Source organism: Pseudoalteromonas sp. C8 (assembly GCF_011378685.1).
Taxonomy (GTDB): domain Bacteria; phylum Pseudomonadota; class Gammaproteobacteria; order Enterobacterales; family Alteromonadaceae; genus Pseudoalteromonas; species Pseudoalteromonas arctica.
On sequence record NZ_WTKT01000007.1, the window covers coordinates 152,952 to 166,423 of the forward strand.

The 13,472-nt window shown below is 37.8% G+C and carries 9 protein-coding genes and 12 tRNA genes; 2 read left to right on the plus strand and 19 right to left on the minus strand.

What is annotated here, in order from left to right; all coding sequences use genetic code 11:
- Window positions 1-30 precede the first annotated feature (30 nt).
- Complete coding sequence (locus tag GQR39_RS08865) at window positions 31-1,074, minus strand: alkene reductase (protein WP_010554047.1); 1,044 nt, start codon at window positions 1,072-1,074, stop codon at window positions 31-33.
- Between the two features lie 237 nt (window positions 1,075-1,311).
- Between GQR39_RS08865 and GQR39_RS08870 the strand changes: the two genes are divergently transcribed.
- Window positions 1,312-1,701 (plus strand): DUF2750 domain-containing protein, encoded by a 390-nt coding sequence (locus GQR39_RS08870; protein ID WP_165735407.1) that lies wholly within the window; start codon window positions 1,312-1,314, stop codon window positions 1,699-1,701.
- 68 nt (window positions 1,702-1,769) lie between these two features.
- Here the strand turns inward: GQR39_RS08870 and GQR39_RS08875 are convergent, their stop codons facing one another.
- Together GQR39_RS08875 and GQR39_RS08880 are read right to left on the minus strand one after the other, a co-directional pair.
- Window positions 1,770-2,639: an alpha/beta hydrolase gene (locus tag GQR39_RS08875; protein WP_165735408.1), complete on the minus strand. Its 870-nt coding sequence runs from the start codon at window positions 2,637-2,639 to the stop codon at window positions 1,770-1,772.
- A gap of 105 nt (window positions 2,640-2,744) precedes the next feature.
- Window positions 2,745-4,070: an OprD family outer membrane porin gene (locus GQR39_RS08880; RefSeq protein WP_165735409.1), complete on the minus strand. Its 1,326-nt coding sequence runs from the start codon at window positions 4,068-4,070 to the stop codon at window positions 2,745-2,747.
- A 657-nt stretch (window positions 4,071-4,727) separates the two neighbouring features.
- On the opposite strand from GQR39_RS08880, the gene GQR39_RS08885 reads away from it, so the two are divergent.
- Complete coding sequence (locus GQR39_RS08885) at window positions 4,728-7,406, plus strand: CHASE domain-containing protein (RefSeq protein WP_024590478.1); 2,679 nt, start codon at window positions 4,728-4,730, stop codon at window positions 7,404-7,406.
- Window positions 7,407-7,476: 70 nt separating this feature from the next.
- On the opposite strand, the gene GQR39_RS08890 is transcribed toward GQR39_RS08885, so the two are convergent.
- The 16 genes from GQR39_RS08890 to tolB all read right to left on the minus strand — a co-directional run bounded on the left by GQR39_RS08890 (window position 7,477) and on the right by tolB (window position 13,463).
- Window positions 7,477-7,566: transfer RNA gene (locus GQR39_RS08890), tRNA-Ser, on the minus strand.
- A gap of 175 nt (window positions 7,567-7,741) precedes the next feature.
- Entirely contained in the window at window positions 7,742-8,782 is a 1,041-nt protein-coding gene (gene nadA / locus GQR39_RS08895) for a quinolinate synthase NadA (RefSeq protein ID WP_007580396.1), read from the minus strand.
- Between the two features lie 141 nt (window positions 8,783-8,923).
- A tRNA-Lys gene (locus GQR39_RS08900) sits at window positions 8,924-8,999 on the minus strand.
- Between the two features lie 63 nt (window positions 9,000-9,062).
- Window positions 9,063-9,138: transfer RNA gene (locus GQR39_RS08905), tRNA-Lys, on the minus strand.
- An 82-nt stretch (window positions 9,139-9,220) separates the two neighbouring features.
- Window positions 9,221-9,296 (minus strand) — tRNA-Lys (locus GQR39_RS08910).
- Between the two features lie 63 nt (window positions 9,297-9,359).
- Window positions 9,360-9,435: transfer RNA gene (locus tag GQR39_RS08915), tRNA-Lys, on the minus strand.
- Between the two features lie 82 nt (window positions 9,436-9,517).
- A tRNA-Lys gene (locus tag GQR39_RS08920) sits at window positions 9,518-9,593 on the minus strand.
- 84 nt (window positions 9,594-9,677) lie between these two features.
- A tRNA-Lys gene (locus GQR39_RS08925) sits at window positions 9,678-9,753 on the minus strand.
- Window positions 9,754-9,836: 83 nt separating this feature from the next.
- Window positions 9,837-9,912, minus strand: a tRNA-Lys gene (locus tag GQR39_RS08930).
- Window positions 9,913-9,982: 70 nt separating this feature from the next.
- Window positions 9,983-10,058 (minus strand) — tRNA-Lys (locus GQR39_RS08935).
- Between the two features lie 84 nt (window positions 10,059-10,142).
- A tRNA-Lys gene (locus tag GQR39_RS08940) sits at window positions 10,143-10,218 on the minus strand.
- Window positions 10,219-10,302: 84 nt separating this feature from the next.
- Window positions 10,303-10,378 (minus strand) — tRNA-Lys (locus GQR39_RS08945).
- Between the two features lie 84 nt (window positions 10,379-10,462).
- Window positions 10,463-10,538, minus strand: a tRNA-Lys gene (locus GQR39_RS08950).
- A 226-nt stretch (window positions 10,539-10,764) separates the two neighbouring features.
- Window positions 10,765-11,514: a tol-pal system protein YbgF gene (gene ybgF / locus GQR39_RS08955; protein WP_024590479.1), complete on the minus strand. Its 750-nt coding sequence runs from the start codon at window positions 11,512-11,514 to the stop codon at window positions 10,765-10,767.
- Window positions 11,515-11,527: 13 nt separating this feature from the next.
- A complete protein-coding gene (pal, locus tag GQR39_RS08960) occupies window positions 11,528-12,070 on the minus strand; it encodes a peptidoglycan-associated lipoprotein Pal (RefSeq protein ID WP_024590480.1) in 543 nt (180 codons plus the stop codon).
- Window positions 12,071-12,104: 34 nt separating this feature from the next.
- The gene (gene tolB / locus GQR39_RS08965) at window positions 12,105-13,463 is read right to left on the minus strand and encodes a Tol-Pal system beta propeller repeat protein TolB (RefSeq protein WP_101163332.1); all 1,359 of its coding nucleotides are present in this window, start codon (window positions 13,461-13,463) and stop codon (window positions 12,105-12,107) included.
- Window positions 13,464-13,472: the final 9 nt, after the last annotated feature.

The window sequence follows — 13,472 nt, forward strand, 5'->3', positions numbered from 1 at the left end:
TATTTTCTAGAACTTATTACAAATAGTAATTTATTTCAATTGTGCAAGCATTTCATCGCTGTATGGTACTAACTCTTCACCGTTTGCAATTTTGCTAATGTAATCTGGGTTTGCAATAAGTGGGCGACCAATCGCTATTAAGTCAAACTTAGCATCGTTAATAGCTTCTTTTGCTGACTCAAAACTATAACTACCTACGCCTACTAATGTACCTTTGTAGCCTGCACGTAAAAATTCAGAGATGCTTTTGCCCTCAAGCGAGTCAAAGCGCATGCTGTCGTCAAAAATACCGCCGTGTAAGTACGCTAAATCTCTCTTCTCAAGCTCTGGTAATAAGTAATCAAATACCGCTTTATCGCGGCTATCTTCGCTCATATTAAAGTAAGCACCCGGTGTTAATCTAAGTGCAGTACGATCACTGCCTACAGCAGCAATAACCGCATCGGTTACTTCTAGTGCAAAACGCGACATGTTTTCAGGCGTTTGACCATATTCGTCGCTGCGTGTATTTGCAGCGTAATGTAAAAATTGGTCAACTAAATAACCGTTAGCACCGTGAATCTCTACCCCATCAAAGCCCGCTTCAATTGCGTTTTCAGCAGCTTTTGCGAAATCAGCAACTAGACTTTTAATATCATCAGTAGTGGCTGCTTTTGGTGTGATGTATGTAAGCTCACGCATACGAGGGACAGAGCCTTCAACGCCAATTGCTGATGGAGCAAGTACATCGCCATCAAAAAAGTGAGGGTGTGCAACACGGCCAACATGCCAAAGCTGTGCAAACATTTTGCCGCCATTAGCGTGCACAGCGTCAGTTACTTTTTTCCAACCTTGAATTTGCTCGCTGGTAAATAAACCGGGTGTATTTGGGTAACCTTGTCCGTCTGGACGAATAATAGTTGCTTCGCTAATAATTAAACCGGTTTCGGCACGGCGAGCATAATATTCAACCATATCTTGTGTTGGCACTAAGTTATCGTCAGCCATACAACGCGTTAATGGCGCCATAAGTACGCGGTTTTTAAGCTCAATCGTGTTATTTAATTTAAACGGAGCAAGTAGATCAGTTGTCATTTTTCAATCCTTCATTAAGTATATGCTTACTACAATGTGGCCTTTTTACAAACATTCAAGCTTATTTTTGAATGATCGCTCAAATTTGTGAGAAATTATACTGATCAATCTACAAATTAGATCTGCATTGCTGAAATTAAATAGCAACTTTTCAACACTCTGTCATATAACTCGATATACTTGTGTGCATATAATTTAGATATATTAATATCAATAGTAATTAAGAGTGAGCTAATTATGACAACGCCAAATTTAAGCGAAGAACACGCAGTAATTTTAGGACTTGGAGCAAAAAAACGCCTAGCCTATATGTTCGAAACCGTACAACAGTTCAAGCAAGTATGGATTTTAAACGATGATGATGGCTGCGTTATGCTTGCCAACGAAGATGACGACTGTGTGCCAGTTTGGCCAACTCGCGAATTTGCAGAAGCATGGGCTACTGGCGAATGGGCTGGCTGCAGCGCTAAAGCAATCCCACTTACTGACTGGTTTAGTCGCTGGACACCGGGTCTTGAGGAAGATGACTTACTTATTGCTGCCTTCCCTACAGAGGAAGATGATGGCACGATATTGTTTTCAGATGAGTTTGAAAAACAATTAAAAGCGCCAAAGCAAAAATATTAAGGTTCAAAGCCTAAATACTCAGAGTTCTAAAATTTATAAACGCGGCACTTAATTTAGTAGCCGCGTTTTTATTGGCAATATCTAAAATTCAAATAAGCCTGCGTAATTGCATCTGGATTTTCTACTTGCGGATAATGCCCAAGCTCTACAAACTCTTGTACGCGCGCATTGGGAATAAGCTTTTTATAATGCTCAATCATGTACTTACCAGAGATGGGGTCTTCTGCGCCTGCTATAAACGTAAGTGGTATATTGCTATTTATGATGGCACCAACCCAGCGTTCTCGGTTTTGCTGCCTCTGCTTTATATAACTAATGAGTTTGGGCATTACGGCTAAGCCATCTTTATAAATTAGCAGCTCCCAAAGTGTGTCTACCACTTGTTTTGAAGGCGGTGTACTTTTACCAAAAATAGTAAGTAGATTATTGCCAAATTTTTGTTTATTCATTAATTTTGGCACTATCCAACCTAGCTTTGAAAGTAAAAGCTTTTGTATAAATAATGGTTTGTGCACTTCTGGAAACAGTCCACCATTTAAAAAGCAAACACTATTGATCGTTATGGCACTTTGATTATGTACTTGCCTTGCTAATAACTCTTGAGCCACTGTATCGCCATAGTCATGAGCTAAAATATGTACGTCATTAATATTTAACGTTTTTAAAAATTGAGTATATAAGTCGGCTTGTTCGGTAATTTTATAAGTAGCGTTTATTGGTTTATCTGACAAACCAAAACCTAGCATATCGAGCGTAATTACAAAATAATGTTCACTAAGCGTTTGCCACATACCTTCCCAATCCCAGCTAGCACTTGGAAAGCCATGTATCAAAAGCAGCGCAGGCTTAGTTATATCACCAGCTATTTTTGTAAAAATTTGATGGCCAGAAATATGAGTAAATTGGCCCTGCGATTGCCACTGTTGAAGAGAAAACATATATTAGCTTTATTTTTATTATTTATTTGTTAGTTTTATCATAGAGGTAATTAAAAAAGGAAATAAAACCAATGTATAATTTGCATTGGCTTATTAAACGTCATTTTAAAATTTAATAGTGTAATCTACATAAACTCGATGGTCAGCTCTATCGCCTTTAACACCATCAACACTGCCTAACTTTTCGGTTGTATAATCTACAAATAACCAGCGCAAACTTAAGCCTTTTATTTTCTCAACTTTATAGCGCGTATCTACAGCCCAATATTTTTCGTCAGCTGTGCCAGCTAACTTACCCAGCGCAGAGTTTTCAGCATCGCTACCGCTTGTGTAGTAAAACTTTGTTGTTAAACCTGGCGATACTGCTTTTAAATCAATACCAAAACGTGCCTGCCACGTTGCCTCGTTTTGATTTGTTAAATCGGCACCAATCAATGAGCGAGTTGGAAATGGGTTTGTACCATGATCGCCACTAAAGTTATCTTCAATCCAAGCATCACTTACCTTAGTAAATGCCGCACCTACACTCCAAATATCTTTTTTCCAATCAGCATCTAAGTAATAGGCAAATCCATCGTTTTCACTTTTAGTTAAACCTGTTAAAGCGCCAGTTGCATCTTCATCATCTAAATCGCCGCCCTCTGCGCCTGTTACAAATAAATCACCATCATCTTGTGAGGTAAATATGCCAGTTGAAAGGGTTAACTTACTTTGCTCAAGTTTAATGTCGTAACTGATTTTTAATCCCATTTTACTTAGATAATTGTGCGAATTTAAATATTCAGCCTCTAATATTAGATTGTCTTTTTTATGCGTAGCACCTACGCCCCAAATTACGTTAATGGCGCCTGTTGCCGATTGATCGGTAGAAAAGTCTTCCCATCTATCATCGTGTCGACGGCTCCATTTGTCGTAAACGTAACCATATAATTTAGTGTTGCCAATTTTGTAATCACCAAAAACACCTCTAAAAGTATTAGGAATAGCCCGGCTCCCAGAGCTTTTAAGCAACATACTTTTGGTTTTTTGCCCGCCCACTTTAACGTGACCGTTGTTGCCCAATTTAAAATCTAAAAAATATTGACCAAATTTAGAAAAGCTATCGTCAACTCCACCGCTCTCATTACCCGCTGGTAAAATATTACCTGCGGCTGAACCCGTAGAATTAATATCCATCACGGTGTAAGTCGATACACCCACACTCACTAAATCGTTTATATAACCCGATGTGTAATTGAGCTCTATACCTTGAGCAAAAGTTGAATCGTCACTTGCGTCGTTATCGTAGTCACGGTCAAAATAAATTGATCTAAGTTTTATATTAAATTCATCTTGTTCTGTCAGCCCATTAACAGCGGCATACGAAGGAATAGAAATACATGTTAATACTGCGCCTGTTGCCGCAAGTAATTTAGATACTCGGTGAGCCATAGTTATCTCCGTTACCTTGTTTTTTTTAAGTTTTCACTGTGCAGTGCATAGCAGCGTGTATTTTTTCGACCTACACGGCAAACATGTCATAAGGTAATTACATTTTAAGTAATCACATTTCTTTCATGCTAGTAAATATAGAACAATATAAATTTATAATGTTTTAATTTCTATATTATAAAATATTAAGAGTTTGTTTTGTTTCGGATGAATTGTAAAAGTAGGTAAAGATTACCTCTTGCTCACTCGTATCTAAGTCGCTAATTTTATTTAAAAAAACATCATAATATTAATTGAATTTTACTTGATTTAAACTTACCAAAGTAAAGTTATGAGCAAAAACTAAAAGCTATCCGTTGTTTTTTGAGCACCTAATATCTACTAAAAAATCGATTAATATAAAAACCAGCACCTTTAGCTAATACTTTTGTTGTTCGCTATAAAGTAGCAAAGAACATAAAAATTATTATATTTATATACATGTTCATCTTATCTTGGTGAGTAAAATCAACTTTTTATATTACATCCACTCTAAACCTTTATAAAATATATATATTCTAATTAATAACAAAGTTGTATCCTGAATAATAAGTGCTATATTTATTTCGATGATAAAATAGATATACTGTCAGTATATTAACAATAAAGGATGAGTTAATGTTTTCAGGACGACCGGTTAGTAAAAGGTTATTAATCTCGGTGCTTACTCATGCTATTTTTTTCATCAGTGGTGTTGTATTAACTTACTTTGCCCACGCTGCACATCAAGATGCTGTTAATAACAAAATAAATGAAGCCCTCAACAACCGCCTTTCTTCACTCTCAACAGGCGTTACTAGCAGATTCGACTTGTATAAATATGGGCTATACGGTTTAAAAGGATTTATACACGGCATTGGCGTTAATAATTTAAGCTACCAAACAATTTCTAATTACTCTAACAGTCGTAACTACGCCCAAGAATTCCCTGGAGCAAATGGTATTGGTTTTATAAGAAAAGTGAATGCCGAAAACTTAGCTCAATTCTTAAAAACTGCAAAATCCGATCGACCTAACCAAATATTCAAACTAAATAAACTAGCTAACGAAAGTGATGAGCACTTTATTATTCAGTATATATTTCCTGAGCAAAGTAATTCACGGGCTCTAGGACTCGATATTGCATCGGAAAGTACACGTAAAAAAGCAGCATTAAACTCTGCAATTAATAACCAAGTTCAATTATCAGCGCCTATTACTTTAATCCAAGCGGATAACAAATCGAAACAAGGCTTTTTAATTTTACTACCAGTTTATAAAAATATTATTATTCCAACTGATAAAATCCAGCGTTTAGAGCAATTAATTGGATGGACTTACTCCCCTTTATTAATAAACAATATTTTAGACTCTCTTTCCCAAGCTGATGAAAATAAGTTAGTCATTAGCGACATAAGTAACAACGTTAAAACTGACTTTTTTAGCTACGGCATTAAAAGCAACACGGCTGATTATCAGTTAAATAAAGTAATTAAAGTGATGGGAAGAACATGGGAAATCACACTTAGTGCTTCAGACACATTTATTGAATCACTACACTTACCGAGTAAATATCAAGCTATTGTCAATGGTGTTTTTTATACCCTTATTTGTATGTTTATAACTTTAATAATTCAGCTGTTTTTTTATCGTAGAGCACAAAGAACACAGCGAAGAATTATCAAAGCTAAACAAAATAAGCATATGCTGCAGCAAACAAATTTAAAATTAGAAAAAGAAGTAAAATTACGTACTAAAGAAATTGCCGATATAAGTATGCTTCAACAAAGTATTTTAAACAGTGCCAGTTACTCTATTATTGCGACCGACATAAATGGCTTAATTACTTTGTTTAATCCCGCCTCTGAAAAGTTATTAGGCTATAAAGCGCAAGACGTTATTGGAATTGAAAATCCGGGTATTTTTCATTTAAAAGAAGAAATTATAAAAAAAGCCAAACAGCTTAGTGCAGAGTTAAATGAACCTGTTTTCCCTGGTTTTGAAGTGTTTATCTTAAAAGCAACGGCTACAGAGCCTGATATCAATCAGTGGACATACATTTCTTCTACAGGCGAGCACATACAAGTTAATATAAGTGTCACCTCTTTATTAAATAACGAAAATGAAATTGTTGGCTATTTGGGTGTAGCATACGATTTGACCGAACAAATTAATCACGAACAAGCTCTCGGACATGCTAAAGAATTAGCTGAACAGGCATCACAAGCTAAATCTGAATTTTTAGCAAATATGAGTCACGAAATACGCACACCTATGAACGGCATACTAGGTACATTACAGTTACTGCAAGAGCAGCCATTGAATGAAAAATCAAAAGAGTATTTAAAAAAATCACTTTATTCGACCCGCTCACTCACCACTATTATTAATGATATCCTCGACTTTTCTAAAATTGAAGCTGGGAAGCTTTCATTAGAATATAAATCATTCGACCTTTTTGAACTTATTCACCACTTAGAGTCTGATCTTGGCCTGCAAGCCAGTGATAAAAATATATATCTCAAATTTATAATTAATATTGAGCATAAGTATTGGGTAGGCGACCCCGTTAGACTCAGACAGATATTTTTAAACCTAATATCTAATGCGATTAAGTTTACCTCGCAAGGTGGCGTTACAGTAACGTTTAGGCTAACCGACGAAAACAAAATATGTTGTTGTATATCAGACACCGGAATTGGAATTTCTGAGCAGGCTATAGAGCGATTGTTTGAGCGCTTTGAACAAGCAGAGCAATCAACTACGCGTGAATATGGCGGTACAGGTCTTGGTTTACCTATTACTAAATCATTAATAGGTTTAATGAATGGCGAAATTAAAGTAACAAGCCAATTAGATTCAGGTAGTCAGTTTTATGTGTACTTACCATTAAAACAAGCACAGATTGATGAAAGCACATTAATAACAAAAAATGTTGAGCTTCCTGACCTATCTGGAAAAACTATTTTATTAGCTGAAGATAATAAAATAAATCAGCTTGTTGCATCTGCGATGCTTGAGCCTACAAAAGCCACCATTATTATTGCTAACAATGGTTTAGAAGCAATCTCATTATACGAGTCACACAAGCCAGACATTATTTTTATGGACATTCAAATGCCTAAAATGGATGGTCTTCAGGCATGTAAAAAAATTAAGGCGCTTAATAACGAACAAATTGTTATCGCGTTAACCGCTAATGTTTTTACAGAGCAAAAAGAAATATACAGGCAGTTATTTGATGGTTACGTTTCAAAGCCAATTGAAAAACATGAGCTTGTCGGCATGTTATCAACACTCTATTTAGTTAATAGTTAGTCATTGCGAAGGCATTAAAAAACCCAGTTACTAATACCTTTCGATATTAGTAACTGGGCTCTAAGAATAATGGTGGAGGGAGAGGGATTCGAACCCTCGTTAGGGATAAACCTAAACACACTTTCCAGGCGTGCGCCTTCAGCCACTCAGCCATCCCTCCACAGTGCTGCAATTGTGTAATGCAACAGCGCGCTATAGTATGAAATAGACCCTTAAGGTGCAAGGCATTTTTAAATATGAGCCTTTAAATGCTTACTTATCAAGCAATAGCTTATCTATAGGCACAAAAAACGGCTAAATCTAAGACCTAACCGTTTTAATTTATACTTTTAAAATTACTTAGCCATGCTCGCAGTAAATTCAAGCATGCGATTAAGCGACTTAAGTGCGCCTTCGCGTAAATCCATATCAACGAATACTTCTTTACCTTTAGGGCTTATGAGGGCTTCCTCAATCGCTTTTAAGCCATTCATTGCCATCCAAGGGCAATGTGCGCAACTTTTACATGAAGCGCCCTCACCTGCCGTTGGAGCCGCAAAAAACTCTTTATCTGGACATAGTTGCTGCATTTTATAAAAGATGCCGCGATCGGTTGCTACAATAAACTTTTTATTGTCCATTGTTTGCGCAGCTTTAATTAATTGGCTCGTAGATCCAACCGAATCGGCAAGTGCAACAATTTCTGCTGGTGACTCAGGATGAACTAATACGCCTGCATCTGGGTGTAGCGCCTTCATATCTTTTAAGGCTTTAGTTTTAAATTCGTCATGTACAATACATGCGCCATTCCACATAAGCATATCAGCACCGGTATTTTTTTGAATATAACTACCAAGGTGCTTATCTGGGCCCCAAATGATTTTTTCGCCTTGCTCATCAAGGTGCTCTACTATTTCAAGTGCACATGATGAGGTTACAATCCAATCTGCACGCGCCTTAACTGCGGTAGAGGTGTTTGCATACACAACCACTTTACGGTCAGGGTGCTCATCACAAAACGCTGAGAACTCGTCTATCGGGCAACCAATATCTAGCGAACACGTCGCTTCAAGCGTTGGCATAACAACCGTTTTATTTGGCGTTAAAATTTTGGCTGTTTCGCCCATAAATTTCACGCCCGCGACGATGATCATATCTGCATCGTGACGTGCACCAAAACGCGCCATTTCTAGCGAATCGGCAACGCAGCCGCCAGTTTCTTCAGCAAGTGCTTGAATTTCAGGATCGGTATAATAATGTGCAACAAGTACTGCATTTTTATCTTTTAGTAATTGTTTTATACGCGCTTTATATTCGCCTTGCTCGTCATTTGTTAACGGTGCTGGCTTAGGGGGGAAAATATAACCTTCAGGCATAATAGTTTGAGCTAGACTCATGTTCTCGACCACTTATCTACAGTGCATTAATTAGGGCGAATTATACGAGAATATAAACACAAATAACAGCAAACTAGTAAAGCTGTTTATAAAAAATAGAATGGGAATTTAAAAAAGAATATAAAGGAAAGTATTAGAGAGTGGTGGGTCATGATGGATTTGAACCATCGACCAATTGATTAAAAGTCAACTGCTCTACCAACTGAGCTAATGACCCGCTCTAATATAAATCTGCTTTGTAAAAAGCTGCGTAAATCCGCCGATTAAAACTTTCATAGAATGGTGGGTTATGATGGATTTGAACCATCGACCAATTGATTAAAAGTCAACTGCTCTACCAACTGAGCTAATAACCCAATCTATGCGCTTATTCAATTATGAATGAAGCTTACGTAAATCCGCCGATTGATACCAAACACTATTCATAAGAATAAAGAATGGTGGGTCATGATGGATTTGAACCATCGACCAATTGATTAAAAGTCAACTGCTCTACCAACTGAGCTAATGACCCGCTCTGATATAAATCTGCTTTGTAAAAAGCTGCGTAAATCCGCCGATTAAAACTTTCATAGAATGGTGGGTTATGATGGATTTGAACCATCGACCAATTGATTAAAAGTCAACTGCTCTACCAACTGAGCTAATAACCCAATCTATGCGCTTATTCAATTATGAATGAAGCTTACGTAAATCCGCCGATTGATACCAAACACTATTCATAAGAATAAAGAATGGTGGGTCATGATGGATTTGAACCATCGACCAATTGATTAAAAGTCAACTGCTCTACCAACTGAGCTAATGACCCGCTCTATTGTTGCGTTTAAATGCAACTTACTACTTTACGTAAATCCGTCGATTGGAACCAATCACTATTCAAAGGAATAAAGAATGGTGGGTTATGATGGATTTGAACCATCGACCAATTGATTAAAAGTCAACTGCTCTACCAACTGAGCTAATAACCCGCTCTATGCACTTATTCAATTATGAATGAAGCTTACGTAAATCCGCCGATTGATGCCAAACACTATTCACAAGGAATAAAGAATGGTGGGTTATGATGGATTTGAACCATCGACCAATTGATTAAAAGTCAACTGCTCTACCAACTGAGCTAATGACCCGCTCTGACGTTGCGTTTTATAACAACTTAGTATTCTACGTAAATCCGCCGATAAAAGACCATTCAAAGAATGGTGGGTTATGATGGATTTGAACCATCGACCAATTGATTAAAAGTCAACTGCTCTACCAACTGAGCTAATAACCCGCTCTATTGTTGCGTTTAAATGCAACTTACTACTTTACGTAAATCCGTCGATTGGAACCAATCACTATTCAAAGGAATAAAGAATGGTGGGTTATGATGGATTTGAACCATCGACCAATTGATTAAAAGTCAACTGCTCTACCAACTGAGCTAATAACCCGCTCTATTGTTGCGTTTAAATGCAACTTACTACTTTACGTAAATCCGTCGATTGGAACCAATCACTATTCAAAGGAATAAAGAATGGTGGGTTATGATGGATTTGAACCATCGACCAATTGATTAAAAGTCAACTGCTCTACCAACTGAGCTAATAACCCGCTCTATTTATGCGTTTAAATGCAACTTACTACTTTACGTAAATCCGTCGATTGGAACCAATCACTATTCAAAGGAATAAAGAATGGTGGGTTATGATGGATTTGAACCATCGACCAATTGATTAAAAGTCAACTGCTCTACCAACTGAGCTAATAACCCGCTCTATTTGTCGCATTTCGAGTGGGGTAACCATTCGTTTGCTGCGGGCGCTTATAATACTTATTTATAAAATGAGTGCAACCGAAATTGTCTCTTTTTTTAAGTTTTTATGTCTAGATGCACAAAATTAAACCGTTTGTGCTCAAACTACATGCAAATCCAAGATTCTTCGAGAGTTTCCATGTAGTTTGCTCGCCCTAACTAGAAATTTAATCGCTAGTGAACTTTAGTTTCCTAAACGATCAGTTGCTAGTTTTGCAGCGGTTGTACTTGGGTATTGATTGATAAGATCGCTCAATATTTTTTGTGCTTGCGCCGCTGAACCTTGATCTTGTAAAAGTGTGCCTAACTTTAGCATTGCATCTGGACGTTTATTAGAATTTGGAAATTCGTTCACAACGACTTTAAAGTGCTCTACTGCTTTTACACCATCATTTTTAATAGTAAGCAACTGCCCTAACCAATAATGCGCATTAGACGCATATACAGAGTTTGGGTAGGTAGTTAAAAACGTTTGAAATTCAGGAATCGCTTGGTCATAGCGTTTATCTTTCATTATTAACGCAACAGCGCGCTCATAGGCTTCGTTTTCAGATAAGTCACTGCTATAGGTCTGTGCATTGCTTTGTTGCGTGTAATCAGTTGCGGGAGCTGCTGCTGGCTGTGTATAAGCCTGGCTCACGCGGTTTTCAATTTCTTGATACAACTCACGCTGACGCTGCAGTACTTTTTCAAGCTTGTAGCTTTGCTCTTCGGTTACACCTCGAATTTGGCTTACTTCGTCTTGTAACAAGTTAAGCTGTTGCTGTAACTCAACTTGCAAAAAGTTACGTTGTTGCATCATATTCTCAAGCGACGCTAATCGCTTCTCAATACTTGATTGTGAACTCGCAGCTTCTGAAACAGGAGCGGGAGCAGCCATTAACTGGGTGCTCCCGCTCAATATCATGGCTGCCAAAATAATTTTCGGCTTCATAATATCTCTTATCTTAGTAAACTAGTACCGCACGGCGGTTTTTAGCGAAAGCTGATTCAGTGCGAGACTTAACCATTGGCTTCTCTTCACCGTAGCTTACCACTGACATTTGGCTAGCTGAAACACCTAAGCTTAATAAGTATTTTTCAACTGCTTGGCCACGGTGCTCACCTAGTGCAATATTGTACTCTGGAGTACCGCGCTCATCTGCATGGCCTTCAATTAGTACTTTAACTGATGAGTTTTGAACTAAAAACTCAGCATGTGCACGAAGTAAGTCTGCGTACTTGCTTTCAACTGTCGCAGTATCAAAATCAAAGTAGATTACTTGCTCTTGACGAAGTGCTTCGTACTTTTGACGAAGTTGCTCTTCTGCTTGTTGCTCAGGAGAAATTGTAGCTACTTCAACTGTATCAGTGTTAGTTGATTGCTCAACAACGCCTTGATTTGATTGGTTTGCAGCACCTTCATCAATATCTGAAGATGAGCTACAAGCTGCTAATGTCATTACTGGCACAGCAATTAGCAGGCCTTTAAGTATTTTGTTAAGTTGCATTGAGTAGATTCCTATTTTGAGTAAACCAGTAATATTACTGTAAGTATGGCGACCAAGCTGGTGCCTTTACTTGTCCGTCTAGCACAGGTAACCGTGCCTTAAAGCGGCCGTCCATCGATACTAGCGCAAGTACCTGTTTATTATTATGAAGCGTGCTATATATAATCATCGAACCATTTGGCGCTATGCTCGGTGATTCATCTAGGCGTGTTCTCGTTAATACTTGGAACGCGCCTGTAGCCAGCTCTTTCTTAGCAAGATGGTACTGCCCGTTGGTACGGTTAACCATCACTAATTCTTTTCCATCTGGTGTTATTGAACCAGCAAGATTCATATCACCATCAAAGGTGAGTCGTTGTGACCTACCTGTTTTTAAATTTAACTTATAAATCTGAGCATTACCACCCCTTTCAGATGTAAACACAATATCTTGACCATTAGGGTGCCAAGATGGCTCAGTATCTATGCTACGGTGATTTGTTAAGCGTGTTTCTTTACGTGTAGCTAGGTCAAGCATGTAAACTTCTGTTGCACCCGTCTTGTCCTTAGAAAGCACTAACAATAGCTTTTTACCATCTGGCGAAAACTGCGGTGCACCATTAATACCACGGTAGCTTGCTATTATTTCGCGTTTACCTGTGTATATATCTTGAATGTAAATTTGGCTTTGACGATTTTCAAACGTTACATACGCTAACTTAGTACCATCTGGTGACCACGCTGGCGACATTAAAGGCTCTTTTGAGCGAAGTAATACTTGCTCATTAAATCCGTCATAATCTGCAACAACTAACTGATAAGGCTTATCATCATTATCACGTACTATTACATAGGCAATTTTAGTTAAAAATGCGCCTTTTTCACCAGTCAATCTTTCATAAATAACGTCACTGATTCGATGAGAGTAACGGCGAAAACCACTTTCACCAATAACACTTTCACGCGCTTCCAAAATATGATCTTGGCTTTTAACTAGCTTACCATTACTCATCATTTGTGTGTTGCCACCGGTAATTTGGCCACGAATCACGTCAACTAACTCATAACGCACTAAGTAACGCCCATCAGTTTGCTGCTCAACTTCGCCCACTAATATCGCTTCCACACCTTTATTAACCCAAGATGCGTAATCAATTTCGCTATCTTTGGTTGGCTGTTGTGGCATCTGCGCTACATCTACAGGTTTAAATTTACCACTGCGCATTAAATCAGCAGCAATAACACTGCTTAATTTTTCAGGGATCGGGCCAACACCTTGGTACTTAAAAGGTACTATAGCAATGGGCCTTGCACCGTCTACACCCTCAGTTATTACAATTTCAAGTGCTGCATTAGCAACACCCACAAACCCAAACAGTAAAACTAAACAGGCTATTTTTATTTTGTTGAACATATCATTCCT

Bases quoted from the DNA above. Each gene is read 5' to 3' on its own strand.
- ybgF (WP_024590479.1), bottom strand. From the start codon at position 11,514: ATGAAGCCGAAAATTATTTTGGCAGCCATGATATTGAGCGGGAGCACC.
- GQR39_RS08870 (WP_165735407.1), top strand. From the start codon at position 1,312: ATGACAACGCCAAATTTAAGCGAAGAACACGCAGTAATTTTAGGACTT.
- nadA (WP_007580396.1), bottom strand. From the start codon at position 8,782: ATGAGTCTAGCTCAAACTATTATGCCTGAAGGTTATATTTTCCCCCCT.
- pal (WP_024590480.1), bottom strand. From the start codon at position 12,070: ATGCAACTTAACAAAATACTTAAAGGCCTGCTAATTGCTGTGCCAGTA.
- GQR39_RS08875 (WP_165735408.1), bottom strand. From the start codon at position 2,639: ATGTTTTCTCTTCAACAGTGGCAATCGCAGGGCCAATTTACTCATATT.
- GQR39_RS08865 (WP_010554047.1), bottom strand. From the start codon at position 1,074: ATGACAACTGATCTACTTGCTCCGTTTAAATTAAATAACACGATTGAG.
- GQR39_RS08880 (WP_165735409.1), bottom strand. From the start codon at position 4,070: ATGGCTCACCGAGTATCTAAATTACTTGCGGCAACAGGCGCAGTATTA.
- GQR39_RS08885 (WP_024590478.1), top strand. From the start codon at position 4,728: ATGTTTTCAGGACGACCGGTTAGTAAAAGGTTATTAATCTCGGTGCTT.
- tolB (WP_101163332.1), bottom strand. From the start codon at position 13,463: ATGTTCAACAAAATAAAAATAGCCTGTTTAGTTTTACTGTTTGGGTTT.